Source organism: Hathewaya histolytica (assembly GCF_901482605.1).
GTDB classification, from domain to species: Bacteria; Bacillota; Clostridia; order Clostridiales; family Clostridiaceae; genus Hathewaya; species Hathewaya histolytica.
This window is the reverse complement of the sequence record NZ_LR590481.1, coordinates 453,316-479,605: the sequence shown is the minus strand read 5'-3', so window position 1 is coordinate 479,605 and position 26,290 is coordinate 453,316. Positions and strand designations below refer to the sequence as shown.

At 28.5% G+C, this 26,290-nt stretch carries 23 protein-coding genes and 1 pseudogene; 7 read left to right on the top strand and 17 right to left on the bottom strand.

What is annotated here, in order from left to right:
* Positions 1–42 precede the first annotated feature (42 nt).
* The 9 genes from FGL08_RS02230 to FGL08_RS02185 form a co-directional block, all read right to left on the bottom strand.
* A complete protein-coding gene (locus tag FGL08_RS02230; protein WP_138209261.1) occupies positions 43–732 on the bottom strand; it encodes a zinc metallopeptidase in 690 nt (229 codons plus the stop codon).
* 733 nt (positions 733–1,465) lie between these two features.
* Positions 1,466–1,672 carry a hypothetical protein gene (locus FGL08_RS02225; RefSeq protein WP_138209260.1) on the bottom strand — a complete coding sequence of 69 codons (207 nt, stop codon included), beginning with the start codon at positions 1,670–1,672 and terminating at the stop codon, positions 1,466–1,468.
* Positions 1,673–1,769: 97 nt separating this feature from the next.
* Positions 1,770–2,684: a hypothetical protein gene (locus FGL08_RS02220; protein ID WP_138209259.1), complete on the bottom strand. Its 915-nt coding sequence runs from the start codon at positions 2,682–2,684 to the stop codon at positions 1,770–1,772.
* Between the two features lie 225 nt (positions 2,685–2,909).
* Positions 2,910–3,320 carry a hypothetical protein gene (locus tag FGL08_RS02215; RefSeq protein ID WP_138209258.1) on the bottom strand — a complete coding sequence of 137 codons (411 nt, stop codon included), beginning with the start codon at positions 3,318–3,320 and terminating at the stop codon, positions 2,910–2,912.
* A 68-nt stretch (positions 3,321–3,388) separates the two neighbouring features.
* The gene (locus FGL08_RS02210; RefSeq protein WP_138209257.1) at positions 3,389–4,501 is read right to left on the bottom strand and encodes an HlyD family secretion protein; all 1,113 of its coding nucleotides are present in this window, start codon (positions 4,499–4,501) and stop codon (positions 3,389–3,391) included.
* Complete coding sequence (locus FGL08_RS02205; RefSeq protein WP_138209256.1) at positions 4,488–4,985, bottom strand: hypothetical protein; 498 nt, start codon at positions 4,983–4,985, stop codon at positions 4,488–4,490. Before FGL08_RS02205 ends, FGL08_RS02210 begins: the two co-directional genes overlap by 14 nt.
* Entirely contained in the window at positions 4,972–7,245 is a 2,274-nt protein-coding gene (locus FGL08_RS02200; RefSeq protein ID WP_138209255.1) for a peptidase domain-containing ABC transporter, read from the bottom strand. The genes FGL08_RS02205 and FGL08_RS02200 overlap by 14 nt, the downstream gene beginning before the upstream one ends.
* Before the next feature lie 192 nt (positions 7,246–7,437).
* Positions 7,438–8,505 (bottom strand): sensor histidine kinase, encoded by a 1,068-nt coding sequence (locus tag FGL08_RS02190; protein WP_171011953.1) that lies wholly within the window; start codon positions 8,503–8,505, stop codon positions 7,438–7,440.
* Positions 8,506–8,753: 248 nt separating this feature from the next.
* Positions 8,754–9,479 carry a LytR/AlgR family response regulator transcription factor gene (locus tag FGL08_RS02185; protein WP_171011952.1) on the bottom strand — a complete coding sequence of 242 codons (726 nt, stop codon included), beginning with the start codon at positions 9,477–9,479 and terminating at the stop codon, positions 8,754–8,756.
* 319 nt (positions 9,480–9,798) lie between these two features.
* On the opposite strand from FGL08_RS02185, the gene FGL08_RS02180 reads away from it, so the two are divergent.
* Together FGL08_RS02180 and FGL08_RS02175 are read left to right on the top strand one after the other, a co-directional pair.
* On the top strand, positions 9,799–10,455 hold the full coding sequence (locus tag FGL08_RS02180; RefSeq protein ID WP_138209252.1) for an ATP-binding cassette domain-containing protein: 657 nt from the start codon (positions 9,799–9,801) through the stop codon (positions 10,453–10,455).
* Positions 10,456–10,466: 11 nt separating this feature from the next.
* The gene (locus FGL08_RS02175; protein ID WP_138209251.1) at positions 10,467–11,234 is read left to right on the top strand and encodes a hypothetical protein; all 768 of its coding nucleotides are present in this window, start codon (positions 10,467–10,469) and stop codon (positions 11,232–11,234) included.
* A 192-nt stretch (positions 11,235–11,426) separates the two neighbouring features.
* Here FGL08_RS02175 and FGL08_RS02170 read toward each other — a convergent pair.
* The 7 genes and pseudogenes from FGL08_RS02170 to FGL08_RS02140 all read right to left on the bottom strand — a co-directional run.
* Positions 11,427–11,552, bottom strand: a pseudogene (locus FGL08_RS02170) (helix-turn-helix domain-containing protein); the annotation flags it as partial.
* 261 nt (positions 11,553–11,813) lie between these two features.
* Positions 11,814–13,193, bottom strand: a complete 1,380-nt coding sequence (rlmD, locus tag FGL08_RS02165; protein ID WP_138209249.1) for a 23S rRNA (uracil(1939)-C(5))-methyltransferase RlmD — start codon at positions 13,191–13,193, stop codon at positions 11,814–11,816.
* Positions 13,194–13,549: 356 nt separating this feature from the next.
* The gene (locus FGL08_RS02160) at positions 13,550–13,909 is read right to left on the bottom strand and encodes a DUF1540 domain-containing protein (RefSeq protein ID WP_138209248.1); all 360 of its coding nucleotides are present in this window, start codon (positions 13,907–13,909) and stop codon (positions 13,550–13,552) included.
* Between the two features lie 236 nt (positions 13,910–14,145).
* A complete protein-coding gene (pyk, locus tag FGL08_RS02155) occupies positions 14,146–15,900 on the bottom strand; it encodes a pyruvate kinase (protein ID WP_138209247.1) in 1,755 nt (584 codons plus the stop codon).
* Between the two features lie 64 nt (positions 15,901–15,964).
* Positions 15,965–16,924, bottom strand: a complete 960-nt coding sequence (pfkA, locus tag FGL08_RS02150) for a 6-phosphofructokinase (RefSeq protein WP_138209246.1) — start codon at positions 16,922–16,924, stop codon at positions 15,965–15,967.
* A 30-nt stretch (positions 16,925–16,954) separates the two neighbouring features.
* Positions 16,955–20,485: a DNA polymerase III subunit alpha gene (locus tag FGL08_RS02145; protein ID WP_138209245.1), complete on the bottom strand. Its 3,531-nt coding sequence runs from the start codon at positions 20,483–20,485 to the stop codon at positions 16,955–16,957.
* A 271-nt stretch (positions 20,486–20,756) separates the two neighbouring features.
* Complete coding sequence (locus FGL08_RS02140) at positions 20,757–21,707, bottom strand: nucleoside hydrolase (protein WP_138209244.1); 951 nt, start codon at positions 21,705–21,707, stop codon at positions 20,757–20,759.
* A 293-nt stretch (positions 21,708–22,000) separates the two neighbouring features.
* Here FGL08_RS02140 and FGL08_RS02135 point away from each other — a divergent pair, with 293 nt between their 5' ends.
* From FGL08_RS02135 to FGL08_RS02120, 5 genes are all read left to right on the top strand, one after another.
* Entirely contained in the window at positions 22,001–22,546 is a 546-nt protein-coding gene (locus FGL08_RS02135) for an NADH peroxidase (protein ID WP_138209243.1), read from the top strand.
* Between the two features lie 227 nt (positions 22,547–22,773).
* Positions 22,774–22,929: a hypothetical protein gene (locus FGL08_RS13295; protein WP_171011951.1), complete on the top strand. Its 156-nt coding sequence runs from the start codon at positions 22,774–22,776 to the stop codon at positions 22,927–22,929.
* A 173-nt stretch (positions 22,930–23,102) separates the two neighbouring features.
* Positions 23,103–23,456: a carboxymuconolactone decarboxylase family protein gene (locus FGL08_RS02130; protein ID WP_138209242.1), complete on the top strand. Its 354-nt coding sequence runs from the start codon at positions 23,103–23,105 to the stop codon at positions 23,454–23,456.
* A 121-nt stretch (positions 23,457–23,577) separates the two neighbouring features.
* On the top strand, positions 23,578–24,117 hold the full coding sequence (locus FGL08_RS02125; protein WP_138209241.1) for a chromate transporter: 540 nt from the start codon (positions 23,578–23,580) through the stop codon (positions 24,115–24,117).
* A 1-nt stretch (position 24,118) separates the two neighbouring features.
* On the top strand, positions 24,119–24,637 hold the full coding sequence (locus FGL08_RS02120; protein WP_138209240.1) for a chromate transporter: 519 nt from the start codon (positions 24,119–24,121) through the stop codon (positions 24,635–24,637).
* Positions 24,638–24,685: 48 nt separating this feature from the next.
* Here the strand turns inward: FGL08_RS02120 and FGL08_RS02115 are convergent, their stop codons facing one another.
* The gene (locus FGL08_RS02115) at positions 24,686–26,221 is read right to left on the bottom strand and encodes an NlpC/P60 family protein (RefSeq protein WP_138209239.1); all 1,536 of its coding nucleotides are present in this window, start codon (positions 26,219–26,221) and stop codon (positions 24,686–24,688) included.
* Positions 26,222–26,290 lie beyond the last annotated feature (69 nt).

Genomic DNA, 26,290 nt, shown 5'->3' with positions numbered 1-26,290 from the left:
CCCCTCAACAGTAAATTTTTCTACTAATGACTTTATCAATTCCTATGTAAACATCCAAAATAAGAATATCCCCATAATACACGTTAAAGACATAAATAATTGCTGTAAAAAGGAAAATATATAGATATTCTTCGCTAATAGATTTAATGTACCATTTCCTTTTATAGTAATATACCTGTAAGCCTTTTCACTTGCAGAATACTCCTCTTTCATTCCTATAGTCAACTTAAATAAAGATATGATGCTAAATATAATTAATAAAGTAGGAAGATAATAATGTTGGATTTCTATCAAATTACCTTCTCCAATATTAGTAAGTTTTACAATTAACACCATTAAAATAAGTGGTATAATCAACAATCTATTTAAGGCTACAAGATTAACATATATCTTATATACTCTCTTATACCTCTTACTTCTATTAATAGATATATAATGACCTGCTTCATGCAAACTAGGTATTATATCAGATGCTGTTTTACTCTCAAGAGTTTTAATCCCAATAGAATTATCTCGCATTCTATATTGAAAAATCTTTCGTTCTTCAATAAGAATACTATTCTTATTGTGATTTTTATTATACTGGCTAAAAAACGAAAATAATTCATGATACGCTGTTGAATCACAAGAAACTTCTTTTGCATCCTTAAGAACATTTTCTATTTTTACTGTTGAAATATACATTCCCAAAGTCACTAAAATAAATAAGACAAAAATCATAGTTATCCGCAAAATGTCCTCCAGTTTTTCATTTATTTAATAAATAATAAAATAAATATCTTAATTTTTATTACGTAATACTGCAAAAATTATAAATAACTGTCCAATAATCAAACAACTGGTGAATATGTAGTTACCCCTTGTATTTAAAAATGCAGGCTTAGAGCTAAACTATACAGTATTACAGTTATACAATTCAAAACCAAAACTATCTTTAACTCATTTTCTTTCATACTTTTCCCCCTGATTTAAAAGTAACTATTCAATTAGAGCCCAATAAAAAATGTTATGCTCTAAAAAAGTCTGTATTAATTTGTACACACTTCTTTACTAAAAGCATAACATATCAAAAATATCCTGTGTTTATATTTAACTGAATAGCATGTTTTTTCTACTGAATGGTAATATATCTTTAATTCTTTAAATCATGATTTACCATATATCTCTATAAACTATTTTTGTGAAAATAATTATAGACTTTATTAGAAATATATTTATTAAGAAAAATAATACAAAGCCCAAATATTAAAAATAAGTATTTAGAAACAATATCTACTTTAAAATTATATCCTCCACCTATGTAATGAAAAGTTCTTGTGCAAGGAATAATAATTAATATAGTACCCCCAATAACATTCAAAATAAAAAATATAAAATCTATTTCCGAAATTTCTTTATACGAGTCTTTTGACGAAATTTTAGATATAAATCCATAGAACCATGGTGACATTAATAAACTTAAAAATCATATTCCACAAAAATATTCTCCATAATGTAATTTATAAAATATTAAAGTAGCTATTATTGCAAAAATAACGTCTATTATTTTAAAAATCTTTTCTACTTTCTTGCTATGAAATACCTTAATATAACCTATAATTCTATTAATAATAAGCTGCAATGGTATTATTATTGTTAAAAGATGTCCTGTTTGAAGAGTTAAATATTCCACATGACTTCCCCATTCTTCGTAAATATATTTATACCTAATTCTTTAATTTTTTCATTCTATTATATTAAAATATATTTTTATTGACTTACTATCTAAATTAGTTCTTTTTATTTTTAATAATATCCTTATTTATTTTATGGAACTTAATAGATATCTTTTTGTTAGTAAGGATAGGAACTGCAAAAAATACACAAGATATAATATATATGAAAATATTGTATCCACCAGTATTTATATTAATAATACCATCATATATAAATAATATTAAAATACCTATAATTACCGAAACATTGTCTCTAATATATATCTTTTTACACATCTTTTCATCAATATAATATAAGGTTAACTTTATATAATTTAAATAGAGATTTATAAAGAAAATAATAACTACTATAAATAAAACTGCTAACCTATACCTTTCCCCTAATATTCTAAGACCTAATGAAATTATAATGGGAAATGAATAAACCATAACAGTTGAATACCCTACAAGTTTTATCAGTCTGAAAAGCTTATCTATTTCTTTTCTATCCTCTATATTTGAATTACTGTAATCAAAATTATCATCAATATAATATTTTTGAATAATGTCTTTTGATTCTTCATTAGAAAGTGGCGTATACTCTTCCTCTTCATTCTTACTACTATATTTAACATGTCTATATATTTTAAATTCTAAAAATATATTTATAAGCATTATGATTATTTCTACTAATATTAAACTAATAAAATTTATATTTTTAAATTTAAAAGATGTAGAATAATAATTTATAAACACTGATACTACTCTTAAAACTAAATCTATTACTACTATTTTTCTTACTTTTTTTAATGTTTTTAAATGAAGGTTTTCAAGTAATAGACCTGATAATATAATTAAAATATATGGTGAAAACGCCCAAAAAACAAGAAAACCATCTATTCCAAACTGTTTATCAATAAATACATATAAAAAATTATTTAAATAGTAAACTATATTTAGAAAAATCAACCTTAGTACAATTTTTTCCATCCTCATCCCTCTCAACTTATTATATTCTTATGAATTCAAAATATATGTTTAATTATATAAATACATAATCTTTATTGTAATGATAAAAATTACTACAAATATTCACCAATTATAATTTCTATTAATATATTTTAGGTTTTATTAATTATCTGATGAAATTATAGTTTATACAGAAATACTACGCCATCAACTAATGTAAGATGGCGTAAGTTATATCTTATAAAATTATTGTATACTTATATCTACCCAATAAGGCACACCACTTTTTGTTCTCATAAGTCCAACATTTATACCCTTACCTTGAATCACAGCATTAGCAATTGTAAGCGCTGCACCACCACCTATTGCTGCTGAAACTAAAGATCCTATTGCTGCTGTAAATGGTCCTCCAAAAGCTCCTAATTTTGCACCTACAGCAGCTGATTTAGCAGTTATTAGTCCTGCTAACTTCCAAGCACCTAAGCCTATTAAAGTAGCTCCAACAGGATTTACTCCAGCTGATATTAATACTCCCTTTAAAGTTTGATTAGAAATATAAAATCCTCCATCAACATACTCCATTTCATCCCTGTCAACATCTACAAAACTACTTGGCATTTGTAATTCATAACTTCTGTTTAATGCTAGTGTACTCATATTTTATTCCCCTTCCATTTTAAATTATATATATATTAAAAGTGTCTGCAGCCACTTCTAATTACTTATTAATCAAATTTAATTCCTATTTGTTCTATAAAATATTTCATATATGTTATCTTTTCATACTTTACTCTTGTTTCTGTTACCATTCCTAGTGTTAATTTTATTTTTTCTCCCTTTTTATCCTTTAGATAGTTTCTTTCAGGTTTTACTTTAACTTTGAAGAATATATTTCCTTTTTCAGTATCTATAGTTGCATCTTCATCTATAGATATAACTTTGCCTTTTAAAGTTCCATATTCTGCTTGGTTTAATCCCCCTACTGCAAGTGATACATCATCATTTTTATGTATTCTAGGTCGATCTGTACTTGGTATAAGTGTTTCTACTATAATATCCTTGTCAGTAGTTGCTATGGTTCCAATTAAGGCTCCACCGTGAAGTACTATTCCTTTTTTAATAGGTGTATTTAAATGAACCTTGCCACTGCTAGATGCACATAACTTATACTCTTCAGTAGACTTTGTAATAGATACTTTTTGTGTTTCTAACCTGCTTTTTTCCATTTCTAATTGTTTTCTATCATTAGTGAAAGAAATTATAGTATCATAATATAATTGATCTTTTTTATTTTTTGCCTGCTCCTTATACTTCTGTATTTGCTCATCTGTATATTCCTGTTTTTTTAGTGCTTCTTCGTCTACCTTGTATTCTTCTAATCTCACATAACTATTTACAAGTTTATTGTAAAACTCCACTTCATCTGAGTCCTTTTTATTAAAAGTGTTCTTTCCTTTTGTTGCTTCTTTTTCTGCTCTTTTTAAAAGCTTAATTTTTTTATCTAAAATTTTAATCTGTCCATCTATTTGCTGCAGTTGATATTTAGGTTCTGGAGAATTAAATACTAAAAGTAAATCTCCTTCTTTAACCTCCTTACCTTCCTCTATGTAGGATTCTTTAATCTCCCCAGATACCTTAGCCATTATGTTACTTTTTTTCTCAGTACTTATAACACCTTGTCCTTTAACTACAAAAGTCTTCACTGACTTTGCACTCCATACAATAAAACAAATAATTAGTATTAGTACAACTAGTATTATATAATTCATAAACCTGGGAGGTTTTTTATCATATAGTAGTTTACTATCAGTTATTTCATTTAAACTATAGACCTTCACTCTCTAAGCCTCCCTGATCAACTTGCATAAACACATCAGCTGTCATCCTATTATCTTTATTATCAACAAATACTGTATAACTATCTCCTTTCAACTTTATATCTTTTTCAAAAGCATATAATTGAAGTTTTGAATATGCAAACTGAAGATTTTCTTCCTTTTCACAAAATCTTGCAAATAGACAGTTAGTAACTCTAATTTCATTTTTTAATTTATAAGGCCTTTCAACATTATATATAGGACCTTTAAGTTGAATCATAAGTTTTAATATTATTTTAACTTGTCCATTTTCATCTACAGATGTTGAAGAATAATTTATCATTGGTCCTACTGTTGAGTTTCCTTTAGACTTAACATAACTATCCATCATATAGGCTACCTTATCTATAGTATTAAATTCCTCTTCCTCAATTTCTCTAATAAGAACATTTTTTAATTTTAAAACCTTATTTTCTCTTACAGTTATTTTTTCAATTGTATTCATATTCTTCACCCTCCTGTAACTTTCCCACCATGGAATTTTCATTTTCAATATTCATTTTATAACTATCTTCATTTCCATCTGATTCTTCAATATTCTTATGTTCTAATTCTCCTACTTGGCTTACATATAACTTATAATAGTAACCTTTTTCCTTTAAAAGTGTTTCATGATCCCCTACCTCTACTACCTTTCCGCTATCCATTACATATATAAGGTCACAATTTCTTATAGTAGATAACCTATGTGCTATTATAAGCATTGTTAGGTCCTTTCCTTTAACAAACAAAGTATCATAAATTCTTGCCTCACTAATAAAATCTAAGTTACTAGTAGCTTCATCAAGAATTAAAAATTTTGATTTTTTTATAAGCGCTCTTGCAAGAGCAAGCCTTTGCCTCTCTCCTCCTGATAACCCACCCCCAGCCTCATCTAAGAAAGTATCATATTTTCCTGGAAGTTTTTCTATAAAGGAGTGGCAGTTTGCATTTTCACAAGCATTTTTTATATCTTCATAGCTAGCCCTTTCCTTACCTAGAAGTATGTTTTCTCTAATTGAACCAGAAAAAAGTTCAATATTTTGAGGTACATAAGCTATAGATTTTCTCAATGAATAAATATCTAATTCTTCTATATCATAACTAGAAATTTTTATTTTTCCCTCCTCTGGGTTGTAATATTTCAATAATAACTTAGATATAGTTGTTTTCCCGCTACCAGATTCCCCAACTAAAGCTACCTTTTTGCCTTTAGGGATTTTTATACTTACATCTTTCAAGACTGGTGCTCTACTACCATACCTAAAAGTAACATTTTCAAGTTCTATATCTCCATCTACGCTTTCTAATTTTATTTTGTCCTCTTCTATTTGTTCCTTTTCAACTTCATATATCTCAGAAATTCTCTTTAACGATATACTAGCTTCCTGTATGCTAAGCTGTAGACTAATTAATCTTCCTATTGGCTCCATAAAATAGTCAGATAGTGATGTGAAAGCCATGAGGCTACCTAATGTAATTTTTCCATCTATAACCAAGGTTGCACCAATATACATCATAATAAGATTTCCTATTGCAGATACTCCCGATGAAATAGATCCTTGAATATTTGATAATACCCCTTCTTTAAAAGCTATTTTTAGATTTTTTATGTATTGAACCTCAAGCTTCTCTATGCTTTTATCTTCTGCTGCTAAAACTTTTATAGTTTCTACACCCTTTAAGCTTTCTATAATATGACTATTTAACCTTGCACCAGCTTCCATTTGTTTTAAATTAATCTTTTTATAAGGTTCTTTAAATATGTATATTAAGGCAGCACTTATAACTGTAATTATTAAAATAACTATAAATAACGTACTGTTCATTATGTACAAGATAACTGCAGAAACTGTAGCTAATATAACATCTATTATTAATGATAAAGATATAGATGTTAGAACATTTTTAATAGTAAAAGCATCATTAAACCTTGTTAATATATCCCCAACTTTCCTAGTAGTAAAAAACTGCATAGGTAACTTATAAACATGTTTAAAATATCCAAGTAACAATGGTATATCTATCTTTTGAGATAAATATAAAAGCATATATTGCCTTATTGCTGATAATATAATTTGAGTAATACCTAAAATTAAAAAACCTATAACAAATATCTTAAGTTGGTTTTTTAACCCATAGGGTAGTATTTCATCCATGAGTATTTTATTGAAAAAAGATGATGCTATTCCTAAAGTAGTCAGTATTACAGATGCAATAATACTATAAATAAATAATGCTTTTTGAGGTAGAAGTAAACTTATGAATTTATACAACATACCTCCATTTTTATTTTTACCTGGTGAAAATTCATTATTGGGAATCATTAAAAGGAGTATTCCATCGAAATTTTCAAAAAACTCATCTATCTCTTTTTTTTCTACTCCTTTTGCAGGATCCAATATAATAACCTTGTCTTTTTTTATCTTATGTATAACTACAAAATGGCTAAGTCCCTCTTCAGTAATTACATGAGCTATAGCTGGAAGTGTATATTTACTTTTGAAACCTTTTTTATCAACCCTAATAGCTCTAGTATCAAATCCTAATCTATTAGCTCCATCCTCTAATCCTTTTAAAGTTGTTCCTTTAATATCTGTCCCCAATACATCTCTTAATTTCGTTATACTTATTTCTTTTTTATAGTACATGCAGACTGTTGCTAAGCATGCTGCTGCACAATCAGTCATATCATGTTGTTTAACTAAATACTTTTTATATCCCACCTTTTATTCTCCCTCTTATAAACTTTTATATATTTTTATGTTATTTTCTATAACTTTTAAGCAAAAATTTATGCCCTTATAAGGTTAATATGTAATAATCTGTTCATTTTACCTTAATAAGAGCATATCATATTAAAATATATTTTTGTTGATTTTCTACCCAATGGTATGTTTTTTGTACCCAATAGTAATTTATTCTTTTAACAGTACCAATATTTTTACTGTAAATATTGTATTTTCACATTTATATTCAATAAATCCATTATATATTTCCACTATGTTTTGAATTATCTTAGTCCCTAAACCATGATTTTCACTATCCTTTTTAGTACTTCTAAACTTTTTTATATGGATTAATGGATCGGTGCATACTTGATTAGAAACTGATATATGCAAATAATTTTTATACGGATTAATTTTAACATTTATTTTTCTTTTAACTTCATCATAAATGTTCATAGAAGCTTCTATAGCATTATCTATGGTATTGCTAAGTATTGCACATAAGTCTATAGATTCAATTCTAATTTCTTTAGGTACAACTGCACTGACTTCCATGTCAATATTATGATGTTTAGCTTCTCCTAGTTTTTGATTTAAAACTGCATCTGCAATATTGTTACCACTTTTTATTACACTGCTACAGGGTGAAATAGATTTATTTATACTTTTTATATACTTTTGTGCTTCATCCACATTATTATTTTCTAATAAAGAAGATATACATAAAATATGATTTTTAAAATCATGCCTTAACTTACGAGTTTCCTGATAATTTTTCTCTTTTTCCTTATAGTATTTTTCCATTGTTTCATTTTTAATTTGAATAGTATTGTATAGTATTTCCTTTTCATGATACTTTATTAACTTTAAAAATATATAGTGTGCAAAGGCATTAATAATTAAAATTCCAATAGATAATACAACAAAATAAATAGGTTCATAATAAGATGATAATGTACTTATTTTATCAATTACCATTAGAATTGCTAGAGATGTGCTAAGTATACTCATACTTATATAACAATACTTAGGTGGAATATCTAGATTGTTTTTATTAATAAACCTAGATATTATTTTTAATATAATAAATAACTTGAATTTAGAAATGCAAAATAAAGATACCTTAAATAAAACATTCTTAAAAATCATTTTTCTTGCATTAACACCCATGACTGAACATAATGCATTAGCTAAAACCACATCACACAAAACTAAAATTACAAAGAACATTATTGTAAATAATATCTTATTTTTCAAACTTCCCTTATATAACAATATAGTAAAGCATAGTGAAGTTAATGCAATAATAATCAGTTTAATATTAAATAAAAAAACAATTTTGCTCAGGCATAACATAATCACAGAAAATAATACAATAGAGCCTATATAAATAAATGAATTAACTCTTTCTCTTTTCTTTAATGTACTGGTTAGAAAATTAAAAAATAAGGCACTTTCAAATGAGCTAAATAAATATTCAATAACGTATGGGGAAAGACTAGTAATCATATTGTTTCTCCTGCATACATCATAAATGCCTTCTTAACATCATTTACTTTATACCTACTCATTTGTAGCTTTTCTCCATTATCTAAGGTTATATCCTCTTTATCTATAGAAAAAAAATATTTAATATTAACTACACAACTTCTATGTACCATAACAAAATCCTTGTCCAAAAAATATTTAACTACTACGTCCTTAAACTTAACACCTATTAACGCAAACTGTCTCGCCTTAGTCTTTATATATACTTTTCTATTTATGCATTTAACATATAAAATATCATCAAGAGAAAACTTTACATATCCCCCTTCAGTCTTAAAAATATATTGATGTAATGTTCTACTCTCAATTACTTTAATCGCTGAACGTAATACTTCTGTAAGTTCGTCATCTAAGTTCTGCTTTCTTATAAATCTAAAAGGATTATATTTAAAAGATCCATAAACTAACTCCTCCATTGAAGTTAAAAATATTATAATTAAATTATCATTAAACTTTCTTATACCTTCAGCTATTTCAAAACCATTAAGCCCTGGCATATCTATATCTAAAAACAAAATATCAAAATCATTAGCTTCATTGATACCTTCACATATAATATCATTCCCATGATGAAACTTTTTGATATATACATCCTTTCTCAGTTTATCTGTAATATGTTTTACTTTACCATACTCATAATTTAGTATAACTTTATCATCATCACAAATTCCTATCTTAATCATAATTCCCCCATATAAGTTATTACCTAAAATGTATAACATACTATAAATTATATATTTTTTTCCTAATAATCTCAACTATATATATTAATATTAAATTTCTATATAAGTAAGTATTTATAAAAATTTAAGTTGATACCCACTTGCTTTTTAATTAGTTTACCATGCTCCACATTTACAATTAATAATATAAATGGTAACATTGATAAATAAGTTCAAAATAATATAATAAGTTACAATTTAATACCATCACTAAAAAAGTTAAAAATCAACTATTTTTAACCTCAATTATTAAAAGTATTTATACATAAAGGAGATAACTATGATTCAATTAAAAAATATAACAGTAAAATTTAATGATAAACTTATATTAAATTATATTTCGTTTAATATATTCAAAGGTGACTTAATCCATATCATTGGAGGAAATGGTTCGGGGAAGTCTACTTTATTCAAATGTTTACTTGGTAAGATTAAATATGATGGCTCTATAAATATTAATAGAAATGATGTAGGTATAGTATCTGATTATGCTAGAGTTCCAGATGATATTTTAGTGAAGGATATTTTAAATTTTTTAATTAGTATTAATAAAGATATAGACAACCATTATATTAACGAATTAAAAAGTTTATGCGGAATAGAAGAAATTAAAAATAAACATGTATCTAAATTAAGTAGCGGTCAAAAGCGAAAATTAGAAATTTTTTCAGCAATGATAAAGAAGAAAAAAATATTAATTTTTGATGAGCTTACAAACGCCTTAGATGATAAGTCAAAAAATGAAGTGTTACTATTTATTAAAAATTTTAGAAAGCAATATAAAGATGTTGTTATATTTTATACTACTCATAATTTTACAGAAATTCTTGAATTGAAAGGAAGGTATATGTTTATTGATAGAACATCTAAAAAGTTTATAGAAAGAGATATTAATACAATAGATAACTTAAAAGAAGAATTTTTAAATGTTATGTAAAGGAGATTGTTATGATTAAATTTGAATTTTTAAGATTTTTTAAGGGAAGAAAGCTTATTTTTTCTTTCATATCAATAATATTAATTTTGCTTACAAATACTGTATTAGAAATTTCATTAACAGGTATAAATAATTCTAACAATATAAGATTAATGCATTTATACTCATCATTTTCTCAATTTTTTTGTTTTGCTTTTGCACCAATTATAGGTTATTCAATAGCAAGTAATTTTGAAAAAAATACTATAGTATTCTATAGTCAAAATGGTATAAGTCTATTAAAAGTTTTTATTTCAAAATTTTTCGTTTATTCTATTAGTATTATTATTCTTCTTATAGCTACTATATCTATATATAATATTATTTTTAAATTTGAAATATATAGTTTAATCATAGTATCAATACACATCATATTAAATATGATATATTGCATTTGTGTTGGATTTTTATTATCACTACTTTTTAAGAAATCTTCTACTACAACTATAGCAATGATATTGTTTTATTTTTTAGCGGCAATTATCAATGTAATACCAATACCATTTGTAAAAGGTTTTTTAACTATAATTGATAACAATAGTTTTACAGAACATTTTATTAGTTCTTTTCTTAAAATAGGTTCTAAATCTTTAAATTTTAAAGAAACTATTACCATAACAAATTCTAATACATTTATGTCAATAGGGTTATGTATACTATGGATTCTAATTATATTTGTCACAAGTATTTTTATTGTAGTTAAAGAAGATCATAAAAAAAATAATTTAAAATTTGTATAAATTAAAGCTTATTCCCCTTGCATCTGACATCAGTATTCAACTGGTGTCAGATTTTTAAGCATATTCATCATCAATATTTATCTTTTTCCCTCTCTAATTCCTTTAATAACATAATTTATTCCAAACCCCCAAAAACTAACAAAGGATCCAATGGTAGAATTAGTAATGAATCCTATAGCCATACCGGCTATACGGATATGATTGCCCTGATTCCCATTTTGATATAGCTTGTCTAGATATACCAAGTTTTTCTGCTAACTTCTCTTGTGAAAGTTCTTTTTCTTTTCTCAGCATTCTTAATCTTTCAGGAAAATCCATTTCATTCACCTCCATGATTATAATATAAGATTATTGATTTCAATACAACCAACCACCACTTTCTTGTTGTCAACTAAAGTTTGCATATACTTATAAAATATCAAATCTTTCATTAATACAATGACCTTCTAAATATTCTTTAACTTCTTATCAGATTTTAGTCTCAGAAATTAAAAAAGGACTAAGAAATTTCTTTCTTAATCCTATTATAAATTCTACACTGTTTCAATTTTATTTAATTAGTATTAGTCTTTTGTTAGATTAACTTCTCTCTACTAAAGCAACACTCTCAATATGAGCTGTTTGTGGGAACATATCTACTGGTTGTATTTCAATCGTTTTATAGCCCATTTTTTGCAGTTCTCCTAGGTCCCTTGCTAGGGTAGCTGGATCACAAGATACGTATACTATTCTCTTTGGAGATGCTTTTACTATTGCCTTAAGCAAGTCTATGTGACATCCCTTTCTTGGAGGGTCTACTAATACCACATCAGGTTTTATACCTTTTTCTATAAGTGCTGGTATCTCTTTTTCTGATTCCCCAACTAGGAATTCTACATTTTCTACTTTGTTTTGCTTAGCATTTTTTATAGCATCTTTTATAGCGTCTTCTACTATTTCTACACCATAGACTTTTTTAGCTTTTTTAGAAAGGAATAATGATATAGTTCCTGTTCCACAATACGCATCAAATACTGTTTCTTCACCTGTAAGAGCTGCATATTCTAGGGCCTTATCATATAACTTCTCTGTTTGCACAGGGTTTATTTGGAAGAATGATAGTGGTGATATATTAAATTTAAATTCTCCTATATAATCAGTTATATATGAACTACCCCATAGGGTTTTGTTTTTCCTACCTAAAATTACATTGGTCTTTTTAGGGTTTATGTTTTGAACTACACTTTTTACCCCTTCAATGTTTTGTAATATAGTTTTTGTAAATTCCTCGCTATTTGGAAGTTCTGTTTCTTTAGTTACTAGAACTACCATTACTTCTCCTGTTGTGAAACCCTTTCTTACCATTATGTGTTTTACAAGTCCTGTATCTTCCTCTTCATTATAAGGTTCTATATTATATTTTTTCATCCATCTTCTTGTAAGTTTAATAACCATGTCAGCTACTTCATCTTGTATATGACATATGTTCATATCTATGATATTATGGCTTCTTTGTGCATAAAACCCTATAGATACTGGGTTGTTTGGATTACTACTTTTCCCTACTGGTAACTGAACTTTATTTCTATATGAATAAGGTTCTTCCATACCTATTGTATGATGAATTATTACTCCATTTACTTTTCCTATGCGAGTTATTGTATCCATAACTCTATTTTTCTTATATTCAAGTTGTCCTTCATAAGACATATGTTGAATATTACACCCTCCACAACGTTCATAAATTCCACACTTAGGAACTTTTCTTGAAGGAGAACTTTTTATTATTTGTAACAATTTACCAAATGCAAACTTCTTTTCTACCTTTAATATTTTTATTCTTACCTTTTCTCCCAATATAGCATCTGGAACAAAAACAGTAAAATTATCTATTTTTGCTACCCCTTCACCTTGAAAACCCATGCTTTCTATGTCTAATTCATACTCCTTATTTTTAACTACTGGCGTTATATCCTTCATTCAAAAATTCCTTCCTATACTTTTTAATATTTATAATCTTTCTTATTCAAGGTTTGTACCCTTAATTAAATGTATATCTATTAAATATAATCTCTATAATACTATTATCTATAAAAATTCTAAGAACTATATACCATAATAACATATATTAATTAATTTTATTAAAAACGGTCTTTTACTTAGTAGCTAATTATTAACTTCTTTATGGATAAAAACTTAATAATTAACCACTAAGTTCTAAACATGCACATAAAAAGATTATATTAATTCAATTATAACAATTTCAACAGTTTTTACAACTAAAATAGCCTTTTGAAGCACTTATTTACCTATAAGGCACAAAAGGCATATAAATTCTATCTAATAAAAGTGTCACATTTAGTTTCTTCAATATCTCCATGCTCATTTCCATTTACTATTATAGCTGGGGCAGTACACATATTATTTATATTATATTTGCAAGTCTCTACTTCACATTTCACGTTTGGTGTCATTTCTATTTCCGAGTTATTCATAGCTTGTTTTATAGTACCAGGAATATTTATATTTCCCATAGAATTAATAGCATTTTTAATATCTCCCCTACTAAAAGTTCCGCAACTAGTCTCATCTGTTTTATTTGCTTTTTCTCCCACTATTATAATATCGTTTGCAGAGCATAAACCCATTTCATTATGAACACAATTTGTTGCACTACAACTTAAATTCACTCTCATTTTTTACACACTTCCTTTTTAAGCTCTTTTATAATAGTGTGCCTAAGCAGTTTTATTCCTATACAAAAAAAGAGCACCCGAAGGTGCAAATAAAATCAGTTGCCATTATTTTTCTTTTTTATCCTATAATATCTATATTATATCCATTACTATATTATTTTATATTATATAGGTTAAAATACATAACGTTTTTTGTTAATTTTATGTTAAATTTTAGTTGTATTTTTGTTAATTCTTTATTTTATGTTTGCTTTTCCTGAATAAGCTACTCCACGACATGGATCAATAGTTATAAAAGTTCCAGTTTTTATTATATTTATAGCATCTTCTGCATTATAAATTATAGGAATATCTTCTGAGACACATTTTGTAATTATACTTATATCTGCATCCCCTTCTACTATAATTCCGTTAACTTTAGAAATAATATCTCTATATTCTTTATCTATCTCTTTTACTATTAGAATATCTCCATGCTCTATATTATCTAATGCTTCTGAATAGCTATTTGTAACTTTTGCTGTTCCGTAACCTATTTTTCTACCTTTACCTTTTCCTTTAACTAATGTATCTCCAATAATATGAACTTTAAGCATATTAGTACTTCCTACATAGTTAACTGGAACACCTGCTGCTATAACTACTAAGTCACCCTTTTTAACAAACCCTTCTTCAAAGGATTTTTCCGCAGATTTTTCTATTAATTCGTCTGTAGTTTCCACTTTTTCTGAGCATAGTACATATACTCCCCAGTTTAAAGCTAGTTTTCTTGCTACACTTTCATAAGGTGTTACTGCGATTATTGTACAATCTGGTCTATATTTAGAAACTATTCTCGCTGAATGTCCACTTTGAGTTGCAGTTATAATAGCTGCTGCACTTAAAGCCTTTGCTGTGGTACAAGTTGCAAGTCCTATAGCATCAGGTACTGTTATAGTTTTGTTACTTGCATCTTTATTTAATGATTTTTCATAGCACAGACTACTTTCTGCTTTTTCTGCTATTCTCGCCATGGTTTTAACTGCTTCTAGAGGATATTTTCCACCTGCTGTTTCTCCACTTAACATAATAGCATCTGTTCCATCAAAGATAGCATTAGCTACATCAGATGATTCTGCTCTTGTAGGTCTTGGATTTCTCATCATAGAATCTAGCATTTGTGTTGCAGTAATTACAGGTTTACCTGCTAAGTTACATTTTTCTATAATCATTTTTTGTACTAAAGGTACTTCTTCTGTTGGTATCTCTACTCCAAGGTCACCTCTTGCAACCATTATACCGTCAGAGAATTTAATTATTTTATCTATATTTTCTACGCCTTCTCTATTTTCTATTTTTGAAAATATAAGAATATCTTCTCCTCCAAATCTAGTAAGAGTTTCCCTTATATTTAATACATCTTCTGCTGTTCTTATAAATGAGGCTGCCACTATATCTATATCTTGTTCTACTCCGAACTTTAAGTCACTAATATCTTTTTCAGTTAGAGATGGTAGTTTTACAGAAACTCCAGGTACATTTATACCTTTATGATTGCTTACAAATCCACTGTTAGTAACCACACAATGAATTTTATTATCATCTATATTTTCTACTTTAAGCCCTACTAATCCATCATCTATTAATATAGAATCTCCTATATTAACATCTTCACATAAATTATCATAAGTTATATAACACTTTGTATCGTCACCTATGATTTCTTCTCTACAATATATTGTAAACTTATTACCTTCTTTTAACTCTACTTTGTCTTTATTGAAGTCCCCTGTTCTAATTTCTGGACCCTTAGTATCTAGCATAATTGCTATGGATCTATTCAGTTCTTTTCTAACTTCTTTCACTTTATCCATATCAGCTTTATGAGTTTCATGAGTTCCATGAGAAAAATTATGTCTTGATGCATTCATACCTGCTTCAATTAGACTTTTTATAGAATCCTTATTATTACTAGCAGGACCTATAGTACAAATTATTTTTGTTTTTTTCATATTCAGGCACTCCTTAAATATAAATTTATTGTGAGTTAATATATTCTTTATCTAATGTTCAAATTTAATAGGATAGTATATCTGATAACTCATATAGTTTTTCATCGAATTTGCTCTCTATAGAAAGGGCTTCATCTATATCCATATCTACAATTTTTCCGTCCCTAACTCCAACTACCCTAGAAGACTTTCCTTCTAATAATAGTTCTACAGACTTAGCCCCCATAGTTGATGCAAGTATTCTATCAAATGCTGAAGGGCTTCCACCTCTTTGTATATGTCCAAGTGTTGTAGAGCGTGTTTCTATTCCTGTTATACCTTCTACCTGTTTTGCAAGAATTTCAGCTCCTCCTACACCTTCTGCAAGTATTATTAAGTTGTGTATTTTACCGTTTAATTTTCCTTGTAATATTTTTTTACATAATTCGTTTATATCATAACCTTTTTCTGGAATAATAACTTTTTCAGCTCCACCACCTATACCTGCATAAAGGGCTATATCTCCACAATTTCTTCCCATAACTTCAAGAATACTTACTCTTTGATGAGATGAAGATGTATCTCTTAATTTATTTATAGCATCTAAAACTGTATTTAATGCTGTATCAAAACCTATGGTATAGTTTGTGTATGCAAGGTCATTATCTATAGTTCCTGGTATGCCTATAGTAGATGCACCAAGTTTAGATAAAAGTTGAGCTCCACGGAAAGAACCATCACCGCCTATAACTACCAACCCATCTATACCAAAAACCTCTAAGACCTTAGCTGCTTTTCTTCTTCCTTCATCTGTTCTAAACTCTTCGCATCTTGCAGTTTTTAATATAGTTCCGCCCTTATGGACAATATCAGATACCGTATGTCTTTTCATCTCAAAAATCTCACCATTTATAAGTCCACTGTATCCTCTATTTATTCCCATAACTCTTATACCTTTTGATAAAGCTGTTCTAACTACAGCCCTAATTGCAGCATTCATGCCTGGGGCATCACCACCACTTGTTAATATACCAATTGTCTTCATGCTTTCTCCCCCTCACTGTGTAAAATAATTTTAGCTTAGGACTTTAACATTACTTTCTCCGAATTTATTTTTTAAATAATTCAGTACTTCTATCTCTCCATTAACCCAAAGGTTCTTGTCAATTATAAATTTCTTTCTATCATTTTTTGTGCAAAGATATATGGGTGTATTCCCTAAATATATATTTAATTCTTGTCTAAATTGTCTTATGGTATCTTTAACTTCTTCCTGATTTTCTACAAGTATATATATCTTATCGTTATTTACCTTTAATAGAGGCTGGATGTCCTCACATATAACCTTAGGTTCTTCCTCTTCCTTTATACTAATTCTTCCCTTTATAATCACCAAATTATCTTCTTCGATTAAATCTCTATATCTATTAAAACTTTTAGGGAAAACTATACATTCTACACTAGATTCCATATCCTCTACATTTATAAACGCCATAAAATCATTGTTCCTAGTAACCTTTTTGTTTGCACTGGATATAATTCCACCTATGATTACTCTATCCCCATCCTTAACTCTTAGTATGCTTTCTATTTCACTAAAATCTTCTTCTAAACTCTTAGCTTCCACTGAAATATCTGAAATCTTAGTGTTAGTATATAAATTTAAACTTTCTTCATACTCCTCAAGAGGATGTCCTGATAGATATATACCTGTCATTTCTTTTTCCATCATTAATAAATGTTTTTTTTCAAATTCTCTAATATTAGGATACTCAATTTTAATATTATTATAAGTTTCAGATGATGATTCAAATAAGCTTATCTGTCCGTCTATATTTCTCTTTTTTTCATTAGATACACCATCTAACACCTTCTCATATATAGATAATAATTGAGATCTAAATACTCCAAATTTACCAAAAGCTCCAGCCTTAATAAGACTTTCAACTGCTCTTTTATTTATAGCTGATGGATCCATCTTATTACAAAAATCCATAAGATCTAAGAATTCACCTTTTTCATTTCTAGCTCTTACTATATTTTCTACTACATTTATCCCTATATTTTTAATAGCTGACATACCAAAACGTATACAACCATTATCCACAGTAAATTTTGAATAACTTTTATTTATATCTGGTGGTAATACCTGTATTCCTAGCTTCTCTGCAAATTTTATATAAAAAGAAGCTTTATCGTTATTCCCCATAAAACTATTTAGCATAGCTGCTATATATTCTGTTGGGTAGTATCTCATTAAATAAGCTGTCTGATATCCTACCACAGCATAAGCTGCAGCATGGGATTTATTAAAAGCATATGATGCAAAATCCATCATGGAATCATATATTTTATTTGCCACGCTTTCACTTATTCCATTTTTGATACACCCTGGAACTATAGTGTCACCATTTTCATCTACAATTCCATATATAAAGTTCTTTCTCTCTTCTTCCATGACCTTATGTTTTTTCTTTGACATGGCACGACGTACAAGGTCACTTCTACCCATGGAATATCCAGCAAGATCTCTTACTATTTGCATAACTTGCTCTTGATAAACCATACATCCATAAGTAACATCTAAAATATTTTCAAGTTCTGGAGTATCATAATTTATATTTTCAGGTTCTCTTTTATTTTTTAAATATCTTGGAATTTCAGCCATAGGACCTGGTCTGTAAAGGCTTATTCCAGCTATTATATCCTCTAGGCTATCTGGCTTTAACTCCTTCATAAAACTAGTCATTCCCGGAGACTCTAGCTGAAAAACTCCTACTGTTTTTCCTTCTCCAATCATGTCATAAACCTTTTTATCGTCATAGTCAATATTATCTATATCAATTTCAATACCCTTGGTATTTTTTATTATATCCACAGTATCCCTAATAACCGTAAGTGTTCTTAAGCCCAGAAAATCCATCTTTAGAAGTCCAAGTTCCTCCAAGGTATTCATATCAAACTGTGCAACTATAGACTCATCATTTTTAAATAATGGAACATAACTTACTAAAGGTTTTGAAGCTATAACAACTCCAGCTGCATGAGTTGAGGTATGTCTTGGTAACCCTTCAAGAGAACGAGCAACATCTATTAGTTCTTTCACCCTTTCCTCTTCTTCATAAACATTCTTAAGTTCCGGATTTAGTTCCAATGCTTTATCAATAGTTATATTAAGTACTGTAGGAATCATCTTAGCTATTCTATCTACTTCTGAGTAAGAATAATTCATAGCCCTTCCAACGTCCCTTATGCAAGCTCTAGGTGCCATGGTTCCAAAGGTTATAATTTGTGATACATTCTCCTTGCCATACTTATCAACTACATAATCTATAACCTCCCCTCTTCTTTCATAACAGAAGTCACTATCTATATCTGGCATAGATATTCTCTCTGGGTTTAAAAACCTTTCAAATATAAGGTTATACTTAATAGGATCTATTTTTGTTATTCCTAAGGTATATGCAACCATAGACCCGGCACCTGACCCTCTTCCCGGGCCCGTCATGATCCCGCTTTCTGTAGCATATCTTATAAAATCCCAAACTATAAGGAAATAGTCTATATATCCCATTTGCTTTATTATATTAAGTTCGTATTCTAATCTCTCTTTTAATTGATCATTAATATCACTATATCTCTCTTTAAGTCCCATGTAGCATAGATTCCTTAAATATTCATAGGAGTCTATCCCTTCATCTAATGGAAACTTAGGGAGTTTTGATTTATGGAATTCATAATCGAAATTACACTTCTCTGCTATTTTAACTGTATTTTCTAGAGCTTCAGGAATGTATGCAAAATTCTCCTTCATTTCTTCTACTGATTTTAAATAAAACTCTTTTGATGGATATCTCATTCTATTTTCTTCTTCTACGGTTTTTCCTGTTTGAATACATAAGAGTATATCATGAGCCTTCCAGTCTTCTTTATTTATGTAATGAACGTCATTTGTACATACTAGAGGAACATCTATTTCTTTTGAAAGTTTAACTAACATTTCATTTACTTTAAGTTGATCTTGAACACCATGATATTGAAGTTCTAAATAGAAATCTTCCTTAAATACTTCTTTATAAAATAAGGCTGCTTCTTTAGCTTTACCTATGTTTCCATTAAGTAAATTCTTCTGAACTTCTCCACCTAGACAAGCACTAGTTGCTACTAACCCTTCACTATGTTCTTTTAAATAATCATGATCTATTCTAGGCTTGTAGTAGAACCCTTCCAAAGATGCCTTACTAACTATTTTCATTAAGTTTTCATAACCCCGTTCATTTTTAACTAGTAGAACTAGATGATAGGTTTCATTTTCTCTGTCTGGATTTTTAATGTACATAGACTTTGGAACTATGTATATCTCACACCCTATAATAGGCTTTATCCCGTTGGCTTTAGCTTCTTTGTAAAACTGAACACATCCAAACATAGAACCATGATCTGTTATTGAAATGGCCTTCATACCAAGTTCCTTAGTCTTTTGAATTATTCTTGATATTTTTCCTGACCCATCCAAAAGACTATACTCCGTATGAGTATGTAAGTGAACAAACTCCCCTAAATCTTCCTTTTCACGTTTCTCACATACCTGTTCTAAGTTTTCCATACTCAAACTCCCTCCTTTCTATATATTATTAACATTTAAATTTTCTTCTTATTAATATTATACATAAAAACTAAATTTATTGCATTTATATATATTTCCCCTAACAATAAGCTTAAATGTATTACATATCTAAAAGTTGTATATATAATTGCTTTAAAAATTCATATTACTTATATTCTAATAAATATAAAAAAACAAGATTCATTGAAAACATATAATATATACTCTAATGTGTATCATTATATAAAGAATCTTGTTTTTATATAAAATTTTATTTTAGGTTAAATTTTTTTATAGTTTCTGTTAATTCATATACAAACTTTTCTTTGTCTACTTCAAATAAAACTTCTGCATTCTTAACTTTATTTGTGCTATTAGAATAATCCACTACTGTTTTTCCTCTAGTGAATTCCCCTTTTAATTCTATTTCAACATTACAATTCTTTCCTTTATATATATCTGGTGAGACTAAATAGACTACAGCACTTAAATCATGTATAACTACCCCTTCAAGACCTACAACGTCCTTTTGGAAAATTGAATAGAAATCATAAAGTTTCATTAATGTATTTGATAAATCAGAATTTATTTCCCTTATAACTTTTGCCTCTTCATCTAATATCATAGTCTTCATTGTAACATCAAGTCCAGACATAACTATTGGTATACCTGAATTATACACAATACTAGCAGCTTCTGGATCTGAATTTATATTAGCCTCTGCACAAGGAGATACATTTCCACCAAAGCATGCCCCTCCCATTAAACTTATCTTTTCTATATAATTTTTTAAATCTGGATACATTCTTAAAGCCATAGCTATATTAGTAAGAGGTCCTAAAGCCAATATGGTAATCTTACCTTCTTTTTTAGCAACTTCATAAATTGTATCATAAGCATTCTTTTCATATAAATTAATTTTACTTTCTGGAAGTTCTAAATCCCCAAGTCCAGTTGCTCCATGAACAAAATCTGCAATATGTAATGGTTGATTTAAAGGTAAAGCGGCCCCTTTGGCTACTTTAATATCTTGTCTATTAAAATAACTTACTAATCTTAGTGCATTCTCTGTTGTATGTTCTATAGTATTATTTCCATGAACTGTAGTTATAGCTTTAACGTCTAGTTCCTCTCTTCCTAATGCAAACATAATAGTAAAAGCATCATCAATTCCTGGATCTGTATCGATAATAATAGGAAGTCTTTTAAATTGATTTTTCATTGCATACTCACTCCTCTTTTGCTATTCTAATTATATATTTAAAGTTTAATTTTTACTAATAAATTTGTCAAATTTATTGTTTTTTAATTGCTCCTTATTATTAATTGATAATAAGTTTCATTCATGTATTTAAAATTCACCCTAGTAATTTCAACGGTTTTAACGTAATTTAAAAAAATTTTATATTTTTCAAAAAAACACTTGATAAAAATAATAATTATTGTATAATAGTAATTGTTAAATGATTAATCTACCAGTTAATAATAAATTATCTAATTTAGGAGGAATTATATATGAAAAAATTTGTTTGTACAGTATGCGGATACATATTTGAAGGGGAAGCAGCACCAGAAGTTTGTCCAGTTTGTAAGGCACCAAGTGACAAATTCGTAGAAAAAAATGATGAAAACATGGCTTGGGCTGATGAGCATATAATAGGTGTAGCAAAAGATGTGGACAAGGAAGTTATAGAAGGATTAAGAGCAAACTTCACTGGTGAATGTACAGAAGTTGGAATGTACCTAGCTATGAGCCGTCAAGCTGATAGAGAAGGATATCCAGAAGTTGCTGAAGCTTACAAGAGAATAGCTTTCGAAGAAGCTGAACATGCTGCTAAATTTGCTGAATTATTAGGTGAAGTTGTTGTAGCTGATACTAAGACAAACCTACAAATGAGAGTAGATGCTGAGCATGGAGCTTGCCAAGGTAAAAAAGATTTAGCTACTTTAGCTAAGAAATTAAACTACGATGCAATCCATGATACAGTTCATGAAATGTGTAAAGATGAAGCTAGACATGGAATGGCTTTCAAAGGATTATTAAATAGATATTTCAAATAAATTTAAAAACATATTACCCTAAAACCCTACGAAAAGAGAACTTTATATTTGTAAGTTCTCTTTTTTATTATCTAAATTTAAAACAAATTTAAAACAAAATGTATATTTTAAACAATTTTGAAGTAATATACAGATTTATAATGTATAATGTTATTAAGAAAAGATATGCTAATACTATTATACAAAGATGATTTATATTTATTTAATATTTCTAAGGAGGACTTTTTATGAAAAAAAAGACTATGAAAAAACTAGCTTTATTAGCTACTTCTGTAGCATATTTATTTTACAGTACAAAACGTTGTAAAAAATGCTGTACTGATTCATGTGACGAGGAATCTTTAGATGGATTTAAGCAGATTCCACATAAAGATGAAGTTTAATAATATATAATTAGTCAAATTTAACTTCTTATAACATAACTTAATTGATTAAACTACTTTTATAGATAAAATCGATGAACTATTCTCCTGTCAAAGGATTAAATTCATTGATTTAAAAATTCTCACTTGTTATAATCTTATAAAAAGTCAGTAATTTTTAGGAGGTAAACCTTATGAATAAAAATCCAAGAGAGATACTAAATGAGATAAAAAAAGGTCAAGGTGAAATTTTCACTTCAGTACCAAATCAAATGAAAAATTTTGGCAACTTTATAGGTTCTGTTTTTAAAGATGGAAATGTCAATTTAAAAACAAAAGAGTTAATTAGTATTGGTATTGCTGTATATAGCCGTTGTGAATACTGTATAGTATCTCATGTATATAATTCTTTAAAGGCAGGTTGTTCAAAAGAAGAAATTATAGAAGCAGCTATGGTTGCTATTGCTTTTGGTGGTGGACCATCTTCTGCTTACACAGTTACTGTACTAAATGAATGTATTAATGAATTTGAAAAAGATTTTAAATAGCATATATAGACAATGAAAGTATTGAAACAGAGTTTATCCCTTTAGTTATAGAGATAAACTCTGTTTTACTTTATAATATTAATAATAGACTAACTATATAATTTAAAATAAGGTGATTAAAATGAAAAAATACCTAGATATGTTTTTAACCTTCTTTAAAATAGGAGCCTTTACCTTAGGTGGTGGCTATGCCATGGTTCCTTTAATAGAGAAAGAAGTAGTACATAATAAAAAGTGGATAGAACAAGATGAATTTATAGATATGTTAGCTTTAGCACAATCTTCTCCTGGTCCCATAGCAGTTAATGTATCCGTATTTGTAGGTTATAAAGTTTCTGGTTTCATAGGATGCATAGTTACCATTCTTGGTTCTATACTTCCTGCTTTTTTAATTATACTTGCTATTGTTTCCGTATTCACTGACTTTCAAAGCTATCCTCTAGTTAAGAAAGCTTTTCTTGGGATAAGACCTGCTGTAGTCTCTTTAATTGTTGTTCCTGTGATTAACATGATTAAGAATTCTAAATCACCTAAAGCCTATATCCCCATAGTTTTATTGGTAATATTCTTAGTATATGTGATTAAAATTAATCCTATTATAATAATTGTATTTTCTGCTATAGTGGGCATAATATTTTTTAAGTATAAGGAGGTAAAGTAAAATGATTCTATTTACTATTTTTCTAACCTTCTTTAAGATAGGTTTATTTAGTTTTGGTGGTGGCTATGCTATGCTTCCATTAATTCAACAAGAAGTTATAAATGTAAATCACTGGTTAAGTAATAGCGAATTCATAGACTTAGTAGCTATATCTCAAGTTACCCCAGGCCCTATAGCTATAAATTCAGCAACATATGTAGGATATAAAGCTGGTGGTGTATTAGGTTCTATAGCTGCTACTTTAGGTGTAATAATACCTTCGACAATAATAATGATTATATTTTGTAAGTTCTTTTTCACTTTTAAAAATAATGAATACGTAGAAAAAGCTTTCAAAGGCCTAAGACCTACTGCTATAGGCTTAATTGCCGCTGCTGCACTATTAATAGCAGATTCTTCCTTTATAGATTACAAAAGTGTATTAATATTTCTAGGTGCACTAGTGGCATCTTATAAATTCAAGCTTAATCCAATACTACTAACTTTTATTTCAGCTATTATAGGAATATTAATTTATTAAATAAAAATAACCAGTAAAAATTCATTATTTCTACTGGTTATTTTTAATTTAATTTAGTATTCTTCTAGCTGTATAATAATCCCTTCTACCATCTAGATTAGATATTTTAACAACATCTCCTGTGCTAGGTGCATGTATATATTCATTATTGCCTATATATATTCCTACGTGTCCTGCTGAACGGAAAAATACTAAATCTCCTGGTCTTAAATTATTTCTACTTACATGCGTTCCACAATTTACTTGTTGTTCTGATGTTCTTGGTAAATTAATATTAAAATGTCCATATACGTATTTAACCAATCCTGAACAATCAAATCTATCAGGACCATTTCCTCCCCAAGCATATGGTCTTCCTAAAAATTTCTTCGCATACTGTACAACTTGATTTTGTCTTGAATTACCTTTACTGGTCCATACATGTATTTTTGTTGTTCCTGGAGAATAAGAATGCATTGCTACTATATCACAGGTCCCATCTCCATTAAAATCTCCACTTACTACTCTTCCTGTTATTCTATTTGCATCATATCCTCTCTCTACTCCCCACCATCCATTTGCACCATTACTATAATTAAACTTATTTCCTGAGGATGTCCATACATGAATTTTAGTTCCTCCACCATAATCATAGAATGCTGCTACATCATCTTTTCCATCTCCATTAAAGTCTCCACTTACTACTCTTCCTTTTATCTTATTTGCATCATATCCTCCAGATACTCCCCACCATCCATTTGCACCGTTACTATAATTAAACTTATTTCCTGAGGATGTCCATACGTGCATTTTAGTTCCTCCACCATAATCGTGGAATGCCGCTATATCATCTTTTCCATCTCCATTGAAATCTCCACATACTACTCTTCCCGTTATTTTATTTGCATCATATCCTCCAGATACTCCCCACCATCCATTTGCACCGTTACTATAATTAAACTTATTTCCTGAGGATGTCCACACATGAATCTTAGTTCCCCCGCCATAATCATGGAATGCTGCTATGTCATCTTTTCCATCTCCATTGAAATCTCCACATACTACTCTTCCCGTTATTTTATTTGCATCATATCCTCCAGATACTCCCCACCATCCATTTGCACCGTTACTATAATTAAACTTATTTCCTGAGGATGTCCATACATGAATCTTAGTGGCTCCATCATAATCATAGAATGCTGCTATATCATCTTTTCCATCCCCATTAAAATCCCCACTTACTACTCTTGATGCTATTTTCTTTGCATTATAGCCTCCGTCTACTCTCCACCATCCATCTGGACCATTGCTATAATTAAAGTTATTTCCTGAGGAACTCCATACGTGAATCCTTGTCCCACCATCATAATCATAGAATGTAGCTATATCCTCTTTTCCATCTCCATCAAAATCTCCATTTACCACTCTTCCTGATGTTTTGTTTGCATCATATCCTTGGGATACCCCCCACCATCCATCTGAGCCTTTATTATAGTTGAATCCCTCACTAGAATCTGCTAGTGTACTTTGACTTGAATAACCTAAAATTAAGGTTGATACTGTCAATGCTAAAAGTGATTTTCCAAATACATTTTTAATACCCATTTTTATTCCCCTTCCTTATTCCATTTTTTGATATGTATTACATTCCCTATTTTACATTATTTATGTATC